The sequence below is a fragment of the Labrys sp. ALF-8 genome, from assembly GCF_059699065.1.
The window spans coordinates 2,141,533-2,158,262 of the sequence record NZ_AP048537.1 but is presented as its reverse complement, the minus strand read 5'-3'; the positions used below and the strand labels follow the sequence as shown (position 1 = coordinate 2,158,262).

Below are 16,730 nucleotides of genomic sequence, written 5' to 3'. Positions count from 1 at the left end.
TACCGTGGCAGCCCTTGCGAATACCCCTAGGGAATGAAACGAGTAGCAGCGGGGGGTTTTCAGGCGATGGCTGCGAAGCAGCCCGCTCAAAGAGGGTTTGCGTCGATGCGCCTTGCCCATGGTGCCCTGCTTTCCATCCTGTGCCTTGCGGCCATGACTTCGGCAGCCGCCGCTGCCATGAAATGCCAGCACTCCACTGTCAGTCTCTGCGATGGCTGCTCCACTTCCGCGACATGGAACGTCGTGCTCGCTCCGAAGGGGCCGGAAGCTGCCAGGGCCTTCTGCTATTTCGATTGGCGCAGCCTTGGAGGTTCCCAACGCTTCGAGGTCGTCAAGAGTCCTCAACTGGGCACCCTGCGTACCCATGACTATCGGTTGGCCTATCGTGGTGAGAAGGTCGGCCGCGACGTCGTGGTGCTGAAGCAGAGCTGGCTTAGCCCGACCAACAGGACGATGACCGGAACGGTCACCTACACCATCAATGTCGTGCCGAGCCTTTAGAGGCCTTCGTGCGCTCATCACGGGCGCAAGGCTCTCCCAACATCGCCTGCCCCAAACCGGAATTCTCATGATCAATCGCTATCGCCTCCTTTCACTCTCCCTGGCCGCGGCAGGCGCCCTCGCGGTGACGCCCGCGCTTGCCGGACCTTATTGCTCCACCCTGCCCGTACGAGTTTGCGGCGACTGCGAGGTCAACGTCAGCTGGACAGTCGTGAATGCCAAGGTGCCGCGACCGGCAAAGCTGGATGGCCTCTCGCGAGGCCCCTGGTGTCCCATCCGTTGGGGACGCCCGATGGCGCCGATAGGCTACCATTTCGACATTATGGAGCCGCCTCGCCATGGCAAGGTCCGCACCGGCCCAAACAACACGATCCTGTTCGCCAGTTCCGTGAACGGCGAGGACCGCTTCGTCGTCCGGCAGAGCTGGCTGGATCGCCTCCATATGGAGCGCAGCGCCACGGTGACCTACAACGTCACGGTCGTGCCGGCGCCGATGTAGGGGGCCGGACGCGCAGGAACTTTCGCGAGCGGTCGGGTGTTCTGGCAGGGCATGTTGACCTGCCTCGTCCGACCGCGAGCGTCCCGATGAATGAGCACAAGAACCACCAATTCCTGATTCATGGTGCATCCGAGCTGCCCTCGGTCAGCATCGATGGCTACAATATCGGGCTGCGCGACAAGGAAGGCTTCATTGGCGATCGCGCCAACACGGGCGCCTTCCTCGAAAAGCTCGAGGAATTGCGCAAGCTCTTCCGCAAACAGGGGGACGACCCCTTGGGCGAAGCCGCCACCGACGAGCTCAAGCGCAAGCAGATCGACAGCCTCCTCGTCGGAGACGATCTGAAGGCCTCCGCGCTGGTGCACGGTGCGGTCGAGGAATTCGCCCAATCGCTCGCCGGGGTGATCAAGCGCTATCTGCGCGCCGATACCTGGAAAGGCACCGAGCGCATCGTCATCGGCGGAGGCTTCAAGGAAAGCCGGGTAGGGCGGCTGGCCATCGCCCGGGCCGAGACCTTGCTCAAGACGGAGAAGATCGGCATCGAGCTGAGGCCGATCCGCCACCATCCGGACGAGGCGGGATTGATCGGCTCGCTGCATCTGATGCCAGCCTGGAGCCTGATGGGGCATGACGGCATGCTCGCGGTCGACATCGGCGGCAAGAATATCCGCGCGGGGGTGGTGATCAGCCGTATCAAGGGTTCCCCGGATCTCGCCGATGCCGAGGTCTGGAAATCCGAGCTCTGGCGCCATGCCGATGACGAACCTGCTCGCGGTGCCGCCATCGAACGCCTCGTCGAGATGCTGCAGGATCTCATTGCCCGCGCCCGTAAGGAAAAGCTGGGCCTCGCCCCGGTTATCGGCGTCGGCTGCCCAGGGGTGATCAAGCAGGACGGCTCGATCGCCTGGGGTGGCCAGAACCTGCCCGGCGCCAATTGGGAAGCGCCGAAATTCAACCTGCCGGCTGCACTCATCAGGGCGATACCGGAGATCGCTGGCGAGACGACCTATGTCGTCCTGCACAACGACGCGGTGGTGCAGGGGCTGTCCGAGGTGCCCTTCATGCAGGATGTGAAACGGTGGGGCGTCCTGACCATCGGTACGGGACTGGGTAACGCACGCTATACCAACAAGGCGACGAAGAAGGATGAATAGCCGGCTACATACAATGTTGGATAGCACCAACCACTTGGTGATTCATGTATTTTCGCGCATTAGCCACTGACTACGATGGTACCATCGCTCATGATGGTGTCCTGAGGGACGACACGGCGGCGGCGCTGGAGCGCCTGCGCTATTCCGGGCGCCGGGCGATTCTCGTGACCGGCCGGGAACTCGACGATCTCATCGAGGTCTGTCCAAGGCTCGACCTCTTCGATCTCATCGTCGCGGAGAACGGAGCGCTTCTCTACGATCCGGAGAGCAAGGAGGAGACGTTGCTGGCGGAACCCGCCTCCAAGGATCTCGTGGAGCGCCTGCAGGCGATCAAGGTGCCCGGCCTCTCAGTCGGGCGCGCGATCATCGCAACATGGGAGCCTCACGAGGTGGAGGTGCTCCAGGCCATCCGCGACCTCGGCCTGGAACTTCAGATCATCTTCAACAAGGGCGCGGTGATGGTGCTGCCGTCCAGCGTCAACAAGGCGACCGGACTCGCCGCCGCGCTGCGGCACCTCGATGTCGATGCAAGGCATGTCGTGGGCGTGGGCGATGCCGAAAACGACCATGCCTTCATCAAGACCTGCGGCTGCGCGGTGGCCGTTGCCAACGCCATCCCGGCCCTGATGAAGGAAGTCGATATCGTCACCGACGGCGAGCGCGGCACGGGCGTGAGCGAACTGATCGACCGGATGATCGCCACCGATCTCCAGGATGTCGCGATTCTTCACGATCGCCTGCGGGTGGCGAGCTAGCGTGGCAGCGCTCGCGGCCTGGGGCAAGTCGACCGCTCCCTGAGGAAAGCGCCCTCACGTCGCGGTGTAGCCGCCGTCGATTACCATGTTCTCGCCATTGATGATGCCGGCGCTCTTGCTCACGAGGTGCAGGACGGCGAAGGCGACCTCCTCGGGCTGGCCGAAGCGGCCGACGGGAATCTTGCGCCTGAAGCTGTCGCCGATTTCGCCGACCCAGTGCGCTTTGGCGAGCGGCGTCTCGATCACCGTGGGAGAGATGGCGTTGGCGGTAATGCCGTGCGGGCCCCATTCGAGTGCCCAGACGCGCGTCATGCCCAGAAGCCCCGCCTTCGTGGCGGAGTAGCCGACATGCCCGTCGAGGCCCACCAGCGCGGCCTGGGAGGCCATGCTGACGATGCGGCCATATTGCCGTGCCTTCATGCGGGCACCAACTGCCCGCGTCAGCAGGAAGGGCGCGGTGAGGTTGATGGCAAGCTGCTCGTGCCAGTCCTTGCTGGAGAGCGATTCGGAGGGTGCGGTACGACCGATGCCTGCATTGTTCACCAGGATGTCGATTCGGCCTTGCCGCTCCACGACGTCCTCCACCATCTGCTCGATGGCGGCTTCGTCGGTGACGTCCATCTGGAAGGCCAGATGCCGCTCACCCAACGCACGGGCGGTCTCGGATACCTTGTCGCTGCGATCCACCAGCGCCAGCGTGGCGCCGCGCTCGGCAAGCACCACTGCAATCGCGTGGCCGATGCCGCTTGCCGCGCCGGTGACGATGGCGACCTGTCCGGTCAGGTCGTAGTTTTCCTCGAACGTCATAGGGCTTCCTCCGCTGCTGGAGGCACCGGCCCCCTTCTTGTGCGCGCGATCCTACCAAGGCCGGTTTGTCTTACAAGTGAGCAAGCCATTCTTGCGACAAACCGTCCAGTCCCTTCGTTCAGAAGGGCACGAAGTCGCCGACCATGTCGTTACGCGCAAACCAGGGAGTCTGGCGGCCATCCGTGGCCTTCATCACCGCACCTTTCACGCCGGCATAGAGTTCGGAGGCTTCGAGCATGCCGTCGCCGTTCAGATCGGTATCCTTGTCGGCAATGGCCCTGACTATGGCATCGGTAAAGACGCCACCCCCGCGCGATGGCGATTCCTCGGACAGTTCCCGCCCTTTGGCGGCGCTGAAGATGACGATGCCCGAGGGCATGCTGTCGATGAGTGCGTTCGTCGTCGTATCGCTGGTGGCGAAGAAACCGGTGCCGGCGCTGCCGCTATGGCAGCTGTCGAGGAAGACGGCCACGCGGAGCTTCGAACCGGCCAGCAGGGCGGCCAGCTCCGTCCATCGCAGGGCGGTGTTCTCGATGTCGCCGAGCCGGGTCTGCGTCGTGGCGAGAAAATAGCTGCCGTCCGGCGTCTGGATGCCATGGCCTGCGACGAAGAGCAGAATGGTGTCGCCTGCCTCAGCCTTGCCGATTGCCTGCTTCAGGCTACCGAGGATCGCGTCCTTCGAGGCGCCGGCATCGGTCAGCAGTGCATCGGACACGATCTCCTCGGACGGGCCGGCCCTGCCTTCGATGGCGCGGTGGAAGCGCTTGGCATCGCTGGCCGCGAGTTCGAGCTGGTTGATCTTGGGATCGTCGTAGCGGTCGATGCCGACGCTGATGAGATGGATGCGCCGCTTGCTTCCAGGCAACGGACCGGCATCGAAGGTCAGGGCCTGGCTGTAGAGGCCCGATGTTCCTTTCGCGACGATCGCGATCCAGCGCGCTCCGGGAAGGCGGGCCACATCGACGCTGACAGAAGAAGCCCCATCGTCAACCGTGATCTCGTCGGTGAACTGGCCATCCTGGTAGATTCTCAGGCTTCCGGCCTTCTCCTCGAGGATATCGACCTGGGCGCGCACACGCCCGGCCGCGGGACTCGTCTTCAGAGCTATGACCGGCGGAAACCTGTCGATGGCAAGGGCGGGAAAGCGTTCGCCGGCGAGTACGCGTCTCAGGAGGCCCGGCTTATGAAGCACGTCGCGATATTGCTGCAGCGTATACTCGCCGGAGCGGCCGGGAAGCTTCATGGAAACGAAGCTGGCGCCCTCCAGCGTGGCATCGAACTGGCCGCTCGGCGTCATGACGACGACCTCGTCATCGACGACGCGGCCCGAAAGGACCACGGGCGCCAGCACGGATTGGGGCGTATATCTGCCGTCGGGCGTTTTCTGGCTGCGAGTAAGGTCGATGACCTGGAAGCCGCCGTCATCGTCGATCTTGGTGAGGGTCTTGAGATCCCGGGACAGCGACATGCGCTGCATGACTTCGGGGGATGGCAGATTGATGAGGGAATGAAGAACCTTGTGGGTTTCAAGATCGTAGACGATCGCTGCAAAGCTCTCCTTCGACCATACCACCAGATAGCGATCGAAGAAGAACGTTCCTGAGATACCGCAGGCGCCCAACGCTATCGGGCATCTGTCACTCGTACTGAAGGGGTTCTCGCCTATGCCTTCCAACAGGTCGAAGACTTCGCCCGGGTGACGTGAATCGACGACGAAGCGCTGCGGCGTCAAAAAGCCGGCACTTCCACTGTTGCAGTTTCCACCGAAGAAGGTGAGCGTGAAGGTTGGTGTCCGGAGCTCTTCCAGGCGAGGTTCGTAGGCCATGATGGTCGCACTTCCATCAGCTCCACGTACCGCGCTACCGCATTCTCCGCCATCCGCCAACAAGTCCTGAACGTGGATCTTGCGGTCGTCTCTGAAAATGAGCACGCCCTGATTGCTGCCGCGGCGAAGCAGAGTATCGGCTTGTATCGCCGACAGGGACTGGCCCGCATTCAGTTCCAACCCAAACTCCGCCAGGCGTCGCTCCTGCTTCGATGCGATCGAAGCTGGCGACAGCGGGATGCGGCCGATGCCCCTTGTGGCGGCGACGATCGCATCGACCGGCCCAGGCGACCTGTCTCCCGCTGTGGCGACGAGCAGGGGAGGAACGAGGAACCTGCCGATGGCAGCGCGGAACCTCTCTGTCTCCCGCGAATCCCCGGAATAGGCCCTGGCCTGCACGGTGAATTTCAGACCATCGATGAAATCCCATTTGTCCGGTATGTCGAGCGGGACCATCTGGTAGGGTGCCGCGAAGGCGCTTATCGAGCTGGAATACACGACAGGTTGACCGTCGACGCTTTCAATGCTGCCGTTGCGGGGCTTGTTGCGAACATCGCGGAACGTCGCGCTGCCTGTCAGCAATCGTGCATAAGCGTCGGCAACCGTATCGAAGGCAGGCGTTCCCTTACCCAGTACAAGGTTGTTCTCAAGGTCGATCTTCACGGCCGAGGCCTGGACGGCTGAACATATCCTGCAACCGTCGCCGACCTGCAGCTGCGGATCGGTTTCGTTCGAGGGATAGTCGACATTGATGAGTCCGTTGCCTCCAGCTCCGATCACCAGGAAGCTGTCCCTGTCGTCCCATGCCAGATCTTGGCTGCCGGACCACAACTGGCGAATCTGCATGCCGTCCACCGCATCAAAGAGGGTAAATCGATCCTCGGCCAGGGCAATGGCGAAGCGGCCTGTCGGCGAGAAACGGGGCTCGCTGCCAACTCTGTCGGAGAGTTGTGCGCCGCTGCGCGTGTCGATCAGCCGCCAGCGGGGCCCGAAAATGTCTATACGACGCGTGCCGTCGGGCGAGGCGATACTCTGGTCCGGCCTGTTCGTTTCGAACTTGTCGGCTATGACGATTTCCGGGGTACCTGCCCGCACCGTCAGGTCGAAGGTGCGCGGCGCCGGGTCGGCGAGCTCCCCGCAGCGGGCGACGCCGACGATCTCGGCTGAGACTGTGAGGGTACCGGCCCGCAGGGGGCGGATGTCGAGGCTACCTTGCCGCGGCGTGGATTGCAGGTGGAGCGGCAGGATGATGCGTGTCCTGTCCTTGAACTGCTGCAGCCGGAATGGCGCAATGGCATCCGGCAGCAGGGTGTAGAAGCCCTTGCCTTCCACGCGCACGGGATGGTCGACCGCCAGGATCAGGTAGGCCGGTGCCTGCGAGGGCTGGCCCCCCAGGGACCATGTGAGCGACGTCATCTCCCCGGCCTGCGCGTCGGGACCGCTCGCGGGCTTCACCGTCAGGCTCTTGCGCAAGATCGACAGGACGCCTTTCGCCTCCTCGCAGCTCCTGTCGGCCCGGCCGATGAGCCGGTAGGAGCGCTTGCCCTCCTGCAGTTTGGGCTGAGGCGTCTGCACGGCCTGCTGCTGCGGCAGGGGAGGCGCCACTTCCGCTGCCGTGGGGCCCGTGTCGGGTGTCACGGCGCCGCCGGGCTGCTCCGTATACCAATCCCCCGGCTCGACGTCGCTGCGCTTCGAGCCCGGAGCGAGCGTCACGGCCATGACGTTGTGCGAAGGGCAGCTCGGCCCCTGATATCCGCATATGACGAAGTCGGTGAAATAGGCCCTCGTCTCCTTTCCGCTCTCGCGCGTATGGGAATAAACCTGATAGCTGCCGGCGGGCAGTTGCAGCCGATAGCCCTCGGGCCGGCCCTTGCGCTTGAGACGGATCCGCTTCGACGTGCAGGTCTGCCTGGCGGTGGCGATGTCTACCGCGCATACTTCGAGATCGTCAGGCAGGCTTTCCCCGGGATAGGTCAGCATGCCCTCGATCGTCACGGGCTGCTCCTGATCCACCCGTGACAGCCCCCGCAGGCCGGAACGGTCGTCGGCACTGGACGAGACAGGAATGCCGAAGAAAACGCAAAGACAAACCAGTGCAATGCGACGAAACGCAATCATCAAGCCCACCCGCATCCATGTCGAACGCCCCGAGCTCAACTGTATTGAAGGGCATCGAAAGCGCCATTAACCCTTTACGGGGGCAGGCGTAGTCTTAAGAGGTAGACCAGCGCTGGCCGGCTGCAGATGCTTATCTGCGCTGCGCCAGATGGCGCCCGACTGGGAGAGCTTTAAAGAGAAGACTGGTGCCGCTTGCGTGACTCGAACACGCGACCCCATCATTACGAATGATGTGCTCTACCGGCTGAGCTAAAGCGGCGCCAAGGGCGTCTTCCGGATGGTGGCCGTCGCGATGTCTCGGAGCAGCCTTGCAGACGCGTCGCCCTGATACAGGCAAGCGCGGCAGAAGGCAAGTCCTCTTGCCGATACTCTTGACGCGGCACGAGGGTCCGACTATAGCAACGCACACATTTTCTGGCGGATGACCGGCACCCATCCCGGGTGGCGGCTTTTTGTTTGCCTGAGGCCTCGCGTGAGCGGCGCCGTTCCGATCGAGAAGGATAGTACCATGTCCCGCCGTTGCTCGCTGACCGAGAAGGGCGTTCAGTCTGGCCACAAGGTGAGCCATTCGAACCGCAAGACCAAGCGCAAGTTCCTGCCGAACCTGCACAATGTCACGCTGATCTCCGACACCCTGGGCCGCTCGGTCCGCCTGCGCGTGTCGACTGCCGGCCTGCGTACGGTCGAGCACAATGGCGGCCTCGACGCGTGGCTGATCAAGGCCAGCAGCTCCGATCTGTCGACCGGCGCCCTGCGCCTGAAGCGCGAGATCGAGAAGAAGGTCGCGGCCGCCGCCGAGTAAGCGCACCGCTTCCTTGAGAAATTCGAGGCCGGGGCTTGTGCCCCGGCCTTTTTACATTGGCGTGGGCATGGGTGATCCTGTACGGAGCGCCGGTCCGGTGAGGCCACCCTTCCTTTCGACGGGACAGTTTGTTTTCGATCGTGGCGGCCGGAGACTGCCGCTCCGATCCTGTGCCCTTCGGCAGGATGCGCATCCCTCGAGCTGCCCCCGCTACCTAACCAAAGCTTAATCCGCGTCCCCTTGACCCCTTGGCCAGAAATCGGCGATCAAGGGCCGCCGGTTACCGGGCCCCTCTGGCGGATGGCTTGTCCTTGCCTTCCGTGATGTCGGAGCCGGCTTCGATCAACTCGAAGCATATGGGTCCGGTTCGATGCTCGACATCCTGTTTTCCGATTTTGCCGGCCAGCCCGTCTGGATGTGGCTCGGTTTCCTCGCCTTCGTCGTCCTGCTGCTCGCCTTCGATCTGGGCGTGCTCAACCGCGACGACAAGGTACTCGGCGTTGCCGAGAGCTTCAGGCTCTCCGCCATCTATATCGTCATCGCCATGCTGTTCGGCGGTGCGATCTGGTGGGGCCTGGGCGAGCGGCCCGACGGCACCAGCCCGGCGCTCGACTATTTCACCGGCTATTTCATCGAGAAGTCGCTGTCGATCGACAATGTCTTCGTCATCGCCCTGATCTTCCGCTATTTCGCGGTGCCGCCGGCCTTCCAGTATCGCGCCCTGGTCTGGGGTATCCTGGCCGCGGTGGTCCTGCGCGGCATCATGATCCTCGCCGGCGCCAGCATCGTGCAGAGCTATGGCTGGGTGCTCTACTTCTTCGCCGCCTTCCTGATCCTCACCGGCATCCGCATGCTGGTGGCCAAGGACGAGGGCGCCGAGTTCAAGGAGAACTGGCTGGTCCGCTTCCTGCGGCGGCACATGCGCGTCACCGACGGGCTGCACGGCAACCGTTTTCTCGTGCGCCGCGAGGATGCCGCGAGCGGGCGGACGCTGCTCCACGCCACACCGCTTCTCCTCGCCCTGATCGTGATCAATGTCGCCGACATCATCTTCGCCGTCGATTCGGTGCCGGCGATCCTGGCGATCACCACGGACAGCTTCATCGTCTATACCGCCAATATCATGGCCATCCTCGGCCTGAGGGCGCTGTACTTCGCCCTGGCCGCCATGATCGACCGCTTTCACTACCTCAAATACGCGCTGGCCATCGTGCTCGTCTTCATCGGCGGCAAGATCTACTGGAGCCATCTCGTCGGCAAGGTCGACTCGGCGCTTGCGCTTGCCGTGACGCTGGCCATCATCGGCGGAGGCATCCTCTTCTCGCTGTGGAAGACGAGGGGTCACAACGCCCCGGACCTGCCTCCGGCCCACTGATATCCCTGCGTGTATCGATAATTCAGATTCTCGTCGGGATTGATCCGTTTCGGCGGAGACAGACGGGCCTGGATGCTCTCGGCAATGAAGCCTAGAGCAAAGCGCGTCTAGGTAGAAACGCCGCTTTTCTCTAACTCTTTGTTTTTCGACGCGTCTTTGCGTTTTGCCGATTCCGTCAAAACACAAAACGCTCTAGGCCTCGGCCTGTCGCGCCAGGTCTGCTCGCGACCGTCGTGGAACTTGGCGGGCTTGCTCGGCTGCCCGCCCTCGCCCAGTATGACGGTGGCTGCCCAGCAGGATTTACCAGCCGCGGTACTACAAGCAGCTCCGTCCGCACCACTATTATCGCAAGGTGCGGGTCTACGACGACTGTCATGGCAGCCATGTCGTCCGCCGGCAGCGTGTCTGCGAACGGGCCTACTGACTCCTCTCGCGGGCATCGTGCCACGCGCCCGCTCCGGCCTGCGCCCTTCCGCCGGTGCCGCGGCGTGTTTCCTGTCACGGCGCAGATACGATCCTTGCCTTATCGCCCGCGGAGTAGGATTTTCTCTCGCTGGTTTCCCGCCTTGCTTCCCGAGGAAGCGGGCGGGTTTCGACAAGGAAGCGCCATCATGCTCATTCACCGCCGTTCCCTGCTGATCGGGCTTGCCCTTGCCGGTGTCCGCCCCGGCTTTGCCGCGGCCGCCATGCAGATCGTCGAGGCCGGCTCGGTCGTTCAGGTCACCGGTCAGACGACGGGCCAGCTCAGAGGCGAAAAGCGCAGCCTGGCGGTCGGCGATTCCGTCTTCATCGACGACATGCTGGCGACGGGCTCGGGCGCCCGGCTCGCCGCCAAGCTCGGCGAGATGACACGCTTGTCGCTCGGCGAGCGGACGCGCGTGCGCATCGACAAGTTCCTCGTCGACCGTGGCGGCGAGCTGGTGCTCGAGCGAGGCGCCATCCTGTTCGATCGCCCGGACGACAAGCCCTCCGGCCCGCTTGACGTCACCACGCCCTTCGGCCTCATCGCGGCGCGTGGCACCAAGTTCTTCGCCGGCCCCAGCAACGGCGTCTTCGGAGTCTTCGTCGAACACGGTCTGGTAACGGTCAGGACGCGCAAGGGCGAAGTAACGCTTACCAATGGCCAGGGCACGGATCTCAAGAGCCGCAACGTGGCACCGACACCGCCGAAGTCGTGGGGCACCACGCGGATCGCGCAGGCGCTGGCAAGCGTGACCTGAGAATCGCCCGAGGGCCTCGCCCGCTTCGGGCCGGCGGTCTCGCCGCCGTATGCAAGTAGGGCGGGTCCGTTGACCCGCCCCGGCATCAAGCCATCAGTTCGCTCGACGGGGATGCACCGCGTACGATCGCCGGCCGCCACGCCTTGAAGCTCGCCCAGTCGGCGCGCGTGAGGCTGAACCGGTCGATCGGCAGTGCGCCGCCGCGGGCCGGCGCATGGCGCAGGCCCGAATTGACATAGCGCAGGCCGCACTTCTCCATCACGCGGCGCGAGGCCTCGTTGATGACGCGGCATTCGCCCGTCACCGCCGCGATGTTCAGGGTGGAGAAACCGTGATCGATGAGGGCGCGCGCCGCCTCGGTGGCCAAACCCTGGCCCCAATGGCGCCGGCCGAGCCAGTAGCCGATCTCGGCGCTATCGCGCTTGGGAAAGCGCAGGCCGATGCAGCCGAGAAAGGCGCCGCTCTCCTTGCATTCGATTGCGAAGGCGAGTTCCTTTCCGGCCTGCCGTGCTTCTTCCTGGAAGTGTACGAAATCGAGCGCGTCGCTCTCGCCATAGGGAAAGGGCAGGCGCCCCGTCATCAGGGCGACCGCCGGATCATTGGCGAGGGATGCCATCTCCGCGATGTCCGCAAAACGCGGTGCCCGCAGGATCAGGCGCTCCGTTTCGATCTCGATGGTGGGTAAGATCTCGGCCGGGAGAAATTCTAAGGGGGACATGGGGCAGCTCCAGGCATGAAAAAGGGGCGATTGGATCTCTCCACCGCCCCCGCTTCGACCTGGGTCCCATTTCGGGTGTCTTCAGGTCCGCCGGTTCAGTGGAGCCGGCGGAGCTGATGTCCCGCCGGGTTTATTCTGCTGCTACTTTCATCGCGGCCGTGGCGGCGACATTGACGTAAATTCGGCCATTGGCCCTGGTACGGAAGTCAACTCGGCCGTCACAAAGGGCGAAAAGGGTATGATCCTTGCCCATGCCGACATTGACGCCGGGATGCCACTTCGTGCCGCGCTGGCGCACGATGATGTTGCCGGCAATGACTTCTTCCGAACCGAACTTCTTCACGCCCAAACGCTGGCCGCGCGAATCACGACCGTTGCGCGACGAACCGCCTGCTTTTTTGTGAGCCATGGCGATAACTCCTCGAATCCTGTCTACGCCGGTGCTGTGACACGGCGGTGAAATCCATCAATTTGGGCCGACAATGCCCGAAACCGGGCTGATTGTCGACCCCTGGAACAACGAACGTTCAAGCTTGAACGTCCCTGCTCCTGTTCAATGCCGAAGCGAACTTACAGGTCCTGGCCCGAAGCGAGCTCGGCCTGGTCAACCTTCGCGCGCGGCGGCTTGCCGGCGAGGAGTTCCTTGGCCTGGACGACCCATTCCTCGCGGGCCGCACGACCGCGCAGGCCGAGTTCCTCGTCCCACTTGGCGATGTCCTCGTCGGTCCAGGCCGCGATCTCGTTCCAGCTCACGATGCCGGCAGCGCGCAGCTTCTTCTCGATCGTCGGGCCGATGCCCGAGATCAGGGAGAGGTTCGACGTGTCGAGCTCGCCCGCCGGAACGGCAGCGACCGCGGCAGGCTTCTCATCGGCGTTGGCAGCCTTGGCAGGCTTTGCGGCGGCCTTCGAGGGCTTGGCGCCGCCGGTGAGGATCTCCGAGATCCGCACGACGGTCTGGTGCTGGCGATGACCGCGCTTGCGCTTGGAATTCTGACGGCGGCGCTTCTTGAAAGCGATGACCTTGTCGTCACGGTCCTGTTCGACGACTTCGGCGGCGACCGAGGCGCCATCGACCGTGGGGGTGCCGAAAGTCAGGCCGGCGTCACCGCCAACAGCCAGGATTTCGGGGAATACGATGATCTCTCCAACCTTGGCGTCGAGCTTTTCGACACGGAGAACATCGTCCTGATTGACGCGGTACTGCTTACCGCCCGTCTTGATGACCGCGAACATGCTTATCCTCGTTCGGACCCGGCGTTCTGTTCCCGGCCCGCATCAGTGCGGATCCCGGAACGGCCGGCTTTTCCAGTCGTTGAAAATTGCCGCCTCAGCGTGTTGAAAAGGCGACCACGAAAAAAGGCACGCGGCCCGAAGGCCGCGCGCTGGCGTGGCTTATACAGCGATAAGCCGGAGAGTCAAGGAAAGTCGGGCATTTGTCGAGGCGGACCGGAATCAAGGCAGCCGGCAATGAACGCGATCGCCTGCCTGCGAATAATATCCGGTCCTGCGTGTTCTTCCCACATTCACCCAATGGAGGAACATGATGTCCTTGATGTCATCGATGACCCGCAAGACCGCGGTCGCAGCCCTTGCGGCAGCCTTTGTGCTCACAGCCGGTGCCGTGTTTGCGGCTGGCGGCGGCGGGGGCGGTGGTGGAAGTGGCGGCGGAGGCGGCTCCGGCGGCGGATCGGGGGGCGGAGGCATGGGTGGTGGTGGCATGGGCGGGGGCGGTGCCGGTGGCAACGGTGCCGGCATGCGCAGCGGCAAGCCCATCACCGACATGACCACCTGCCCCAAGGGGCAGGTCTGGAGCGTCAAGAAGCAGGCCTGCCTCAGGATGAAGACAGACGCGATGGACGATGACGACATGGCCAACTACGCCTGGGTGCTCGCCAAGGCGGACCGCTACGACGAAGCGTTGCAGGTGCTCGATCTCCTGCACGATCCGAATACCCCCAAGGCACTGAACTATCGCGGCTATGCTACCCGCAAGCTCGGCCGAACCGATGAGGGGATCGGCTACTACCTCAAATCGGTGCAGGCCGATCCGCAATACGCTCAGGTTCGCGAATATCTGGGCGAAGCCTATGTGATCAAGGGCCGCCTCGACCTCGCCAAGGAGCAGCTCAACACGATCGAGACGCTCTGCGGGACCACCTGCGAGGAATATGAAGACCTGCACGAGGCCATCGAGAAGGGCAGCATCTGACGGCTCTATCCGCTGTTCCACGCGGGACTGCCTTTCCACCAGCCCGACACCAAAGTAAGGGGTCCGTTCCCGACAGCGGACCCCTGCGGGTGAGGCCCTGCCGGTTTTCGTCGCGGTAGCCGGCGGGGCCTCACCTCATTGCCGGGGCTTGGCGCATCCAACCTTCAGGTGGAATCGCCCGAATCACAAAATGCTCGTGGTATCTGTATGTTAAGCTGGACGGGGGATCGGCCTGACGGCATTCCGCTCTATTCCACGCAGACTCCGGGCCGGTTCTGGATCCAGGGCCTGGCATTCTCGATCATGGCGGCCAGGCGCAGGAGCGTCGCCTCGTCGCCGTAGCGGCCCACGAGCTGCACGCCCACCGGGATGCGCTCCGTCGTGAGGAGCGCGGGAACGGAGATCGCCGGCAGGCCCGAAATGTTGAAGGCGAACATGAACGCCGCATCGGTCCAGCGCGCGATATAGGCATCGAAATCCGGTTCGTTCATGTCCCAATAGCCGACGGGGCGCGGCAATTGCGTCAGCGTGGGCGTCAGGAACGCGTCGTAGGGGGCGAGTTCTGCGGCGATGTCGCGGCCGGCCTTGCGTATGCCGGCAAAGGAGGCGCTGAACCCGGTGGCCGACTGCGAGCGCCCCCGCTGGTATTGCGCCCAGTTGAACGCCATCAGGTCGTCCTGGCGCAAGGGACGCCCGGCCCATTCGGCCTGGGCGTCGAGATCGCGCGCGATCTCCACCGCATTGACCTGGTTGTAGTCGATCCAGGCCTTTTCGAGATCGGCGGTGACGCGATGTTCCTCGAGATGATGGCCGAAGGCCTCGAGCAGTGCCACCGTGTCCTTCAAGGCCGCCTTCACCTGCGGCGCGAAGGGCGGCCCCCAGGGGGAGGACAACGTGTAGCCGATCCTGAGACGGCGCGGTTTCTGGGCGAGACTGGCCAGCCAGGTACCGCTCTCGGCGCGCGGCGGCACATAGGGATCTCCCGGCAGGTTGCCGGCCGTGGCGTCGAGAAAGGCGGCGCTGTCGCGCACCGTGCGTGTGAGAGCGAAGAAATAGACGCAGCCGAACCAGATATCGGCGTCGGGCGGCCCGTAGGGAATGCGCCCCCGCGACGGCTTGAGGCCCAACAGCCCGCAACAGGAAGCGGGAACGCGGATGGACCCGCCCCCGTCGCTGGCCTCGGCCAGCGGCACCAGGCGCGCGGCGACGGCGGCAGCCGATCCCCCGCTGGAGCCGCCGGGGGTGACGGCCTCGTTCCAGGGATTGATCGTGGGTCCGTAGAGCCGAGGCTCGGTAGCGATGCACCAGCCATTCTCCGGCACGTTGGAGCGCCCGAGGGGGATGAGGCCGGACGCACGCATGCGGCGGGCCATCTCGGAATCGTCGCCGCAGACGAAATTCTCCCGGAACCGGATGCTGCCGTCGAGGCGGGTGCCTTTCCAGCTGGAGCCGATGTTCTTGAGGAGAAACGGCACGCCGGCGAACAGCCCGTCCGACGGCGGGGCGGCGGCCGCCTCGCGGGCAAGATCGAAATGGCGGATCACCACGGCATTGAGTTTGGGATCGAGAGCCTCGATGGCGGCGATGGCCGTCTCCACCAGTTCGGAGGGCGAGACTTCACCCTTCTTCACCAGACCAGCAAGGGCGAGGGCATCGCTACGGCTATAGAGGCGCGTGAGATCGGGCGTGACATGGGGCATGGACAGACATCCGCGGATCGTACGAACGCATATCAGCGCGGAACGACGCCCTCTGTCCAATATTTATGCTGCGAGCCCCGAAGGCCCGCGCAAGCGCCGCGCTCTCGGCGGCGCATGATCCCGCTGCCTCAGGACCTCGAACGCTTGAGGAGCTGGGAATAAGCCTTGTGCGACACCATGATCGTATCGAGATCACCGTGGTCGCACAGATGCGAGACGATGTCCCTCAGCGCCGCCTGATAGGCCTTGCGCTGGGTGGTGTCGGCGACGTGGTGCGACTCCTGGAACTTGTGCCAAGCCAGATTATAGGCACAGTCGCGCACCGCGTGCTTGGCTGGGTAGTTCGGATTGGTCGGCCATTGATAGGAATGAAGCGACATAGCCTGCCTCGCCCGGAACGATCGGTTGGATGGCGCATCGACACATCACGGAATGTAACTAATTGTAAACCATTGTGAGCCGGAAAGCCACGTGATTGTCGGTCCATGACATCAACGCTTCGCTTATGGATAACGAGGTTGCGGCAAAGCGGCGCATCCCGCCGGTTCAGAGGCCTTCCAGAGGGGCGGCGCCTCAGATTTGCCGAATGAGGGTCGCAGCGTCTGGGAGTTCATGGTTTGCATGGTGAGTTCCCCGGCCGGGCCGCGAGCCCGCCGTGGAGATTCGTTTCCCGTATGCGTTTCCACAAAGCAGAAACAAGCTCAGGGAGATGCCCGAATGACAGAGATAATGGATCTCGCGAACTGGTGCTTCAGCGAGCGCGAAAGGCTGCACGAACGTCTCGATTGCCTCAAGGATGGCCGTATGTGCATCAAGGAGCGCCTGGGTATGGACTGGACGGACGTGACGATCGAGGCGATCGACGAGATCGAGCATTCCATCGGGGCCCTCGACCAGCTCCTCATGCGCTACGGCCGCGGCTACTACGACAATGCCCATCATCCGCTGCACACCATGTGAGGGGTGAAAGGCGACTGCTCCTTCTCTTTTGCGCGGCAAACACGATAGAAGTGTCGCTGTGTTCGACAGCGAACGGGTGGCTTTGCC

The 16,730-nt window shown here is 63.7% G+C and carries 16 protein-coding genes and 1 tRNA gene; 9 read left to right on the top strand and 8 right to left on the bottom strand.

Annotation, left to right across the window (positions count from 1 at the left end):
- The first annotated feature begins 105 nt into the window (after window positions 1-105).
- From AC6H34_RS09980 to AC6H34_RS09965, 4 genes are all read left to right on the top strand, one after another.
- A complete protein-coding gene (locus AC6H34_RS09980) occupies window positions 106-501 on the top strand; it encodes a hypothetical protein (protein ID WP_497538706.1) in 396 nt (131 codons plus the stop codon).
- Window positions 502-568: 67 nt separating this feature from the next.
- A complete protein-coding gene (locus tag AC6H34_RS09975; RefSeq protein ID WP_497538705.1) occupies window positions 569-1,000 on the top strand; it encodes a hypothetical protein in 432 nt (143 codons plus the stop codon).
- A gap of 86 nt (window positions 1,001-1,086) precedes the next feature.
- Window positions 1,087-2,154 (top strand): ROK family protein, encoded by a 1,068-nt coding sequence (locus AC6H34_RS09970; RefSeq protein ID WP_497538704.1) that lies wholly within the window; start codon window positions 1,087-1,089, stop codon window positions 2,152-2,154.
- Window positions 2,155-2,198: 44 nt separating this feature from the next.
- Window positions 2,199-2,909: an HAD family hydrolase gene (locus AC6H34_RS09965; RefSeq protein ID WP_497538703.1), complete on the top strand. Its 711-nt coding sequence runs from the start codon at window positions 2,199-2,201 to the stop codon at window positions 2,907-2,909.
- Window positions 2,910-2,963: 54 nt separating this feature from the next.
- Here AC6H34_RS09965 and AC6H34_RS09960 read toward each other — a convergent pair whose 3' ends face one another.
- The 3 genes from AC6H34_RS09960 to AC6H34_RS09950 all read right to left on the bottom strand — a co-directional run bounded on the left by AC6H34_RS09960 (window position 2,964) and on the right by AC6H34_RS09950 (window position 7,918).
- Window positions 2,964-3,716, bottom strand: a complete 753-nt coding sequence (locus AC6H34_RS09960; protein WP_448150189.1) for a GolD/DthD family dehydrogenase — start codon at window positions 3,714-3,716, stop codon at window positions 2,964-2,966.
- A gap of 118 nt (window positions 3,717-3,834) precedes the next feature.
- A complete protein-coding gene (locus tag AC6H34_RS09955; RefSeq protein WP_497538702.1) occupies window positions 3,835-7,659 on the bottom strand; it encodes a caspase family protein in 3,825 nt (1,274 codons plus the stop codon).
- Window positions 7,660-7,842: 183 nt separating this feature from the next.
- A tRNA-Thr gene (locus AC6H34_RS09950) sits at window positions 7,843-7,918 on the bottom strand.
- Window positions 7,919-8,167: 249 nt separating this feature from the next.
- On the opposite strand from AC6H34_RS09950, the gene rpmB reads away from it, so the two are divergent.
- From rpmB to AC6H34_RS09935, 3 genes are all read left to right on the top strand, one after another.
- Window positions 8,168-8,461: a 50S ribosomal protein L28 gene (rpmB, locus tag AC6H34_RS09945; RefSeq protein WP_448150191.1), complete on the top strand. Its 294-nt coding sequence runs from the start codon at window positions 8,168-8,170 to the stop codon at window positions 8,459-8,461.
- Between the two features lie 370 nt (window positions 8,462-8,831).
- Window positions 8,832-9,836, top strand: a complete 1,005-nt coding sequence (locus AC6H34_RS09940) for a TerC family protein (protein WP_497538701.1) — start codon at window positions 8,832-8,834, stop codon at window positions 9,834-9,836.
- A 611-nt stretch (window positions 9,837-10,447) separates the two neighbouring features.
- Window positions 10,448-11,056 carry a FecR family protein gene (locus tag AC6H34_RS09935; RefSeq protein WP_497538700.1) on the top strand — a complete coding sequence of 203 codons (609 nt, stop codon included), beginning with the start codon at window positions 10,448-10,450 and terminating at the stop codon, window positions 11,054-11,056.
- Window positions 11,057-11,141: 85 nt separating this feature from the next.
- On the opposite strand, the gene AC6H34_RS09930 is transcribed toward AC6H34_RS09935, so the two are convergent.
- From AC6H34_RS09930 to rplU, 3 genes are all read right to left on the bottom strand, one after another.
- The gene (locus AC6H34_RS09930; RefSeq protein ID WP_448150194.1) at window positions 11,142-11,774 is read right to left on the bottom strand and encodes a GNAT family N-acetyltransferase; all 633 of its coding nucleotides are present in this window, start codon (window positions 11,772-11,774) and stop codon (window positions 11,142-11,144) included.
- A gap of 130 nt (window positions 11,775-11,904) precedes the next feature.
- On the bottom strand, window positions 11,905-12,183 hold the full coding sequence (gene rpmA / locus AC6H34_RS09925; protein ID WP_448150195.1) for a 50S ribosomal protein L27: 279 nt from the start codon (window positions 12,181-12,183) through the stop codon (window positions 11,905-11,907).
- A 161-nt stretch (window positions 12,184-12,344) separates the two neighbouring features.
- Complete coding sequence (gene rplU, locus AC6H34_RS09920; protein WP_497538699.1) at window positions 12,345-13,007, bottom strand: 50S ribosomal protein L21; 663 nt, start codon at window positions 13,005-13,007, stop codon at window positions 12,345-12,347.
- Between the two features lie 328 nt (window positions 13,008-13,335).
- On the opposite strand from rplU, the gene AC6H34_RS09915 reads away from it, so the two are divergent.
- On the top strand, window positions 13,336-13,983 hold the full coding sequence (locus AC6H34_RS09915) for a tetratricopeptide repeat protein (protein ID WP_448150197.1): 648 nt from the start codon (window positions 13,336-13,338) through the stop codon (window positions 13,981-13,983).
- Between the two features lie 248 nt (window positions 13,984-14,231).
- Here AC6H34_RS09915 and AC6H34_RS09910 read toward each other — a convergent pair whose 3' ends face one another.
- Together AC6H34_RS09910 and AC6H34_RS09905 are read right to left on the bottom strand one after the other, a co-directional pair.
- Window positions 14,232-15,683, bottom strand: coding sequence for an amidase (locus AC6H34_RS09910; protein ID WP_448150198.1), 1,452 nt, complete (start codon window positions 15,681-15,683; stop codon window positions 14,232-14,234).
- Between the two features lie 128 nt (window positions 15,684-15,811).
- Complete coding sequence (locus tag AC6H34_RS09905; protein ID WP_448150199.1) at window positions 15,812-16,063, bottom strand: hypothetical protein; 252 nt, start codon at window positions 16,061-16,063, stop codon at window positions 15,812-15,814.
- Between the two features lie 337 nt (window positions 16,064-16,400).
- Between AC6H34_RS09905 and AC6H34_RS09900 the strand changes: the two genes are divergently transcribed.
- On the top strand, window positions 16,401-16,643 hold the full coding sequence (locus AC6H34_RS09900; RefSeq protein ID WP_448150200.1) for a hypothetical protein: 243 nt from the start codon (window positions 16,401-16,403) through the stop codon (window positions 16,641-16,643).
- The last annotated feature ends 87 nt before the right edge of the window (window positions 16,644-16,730 follow it).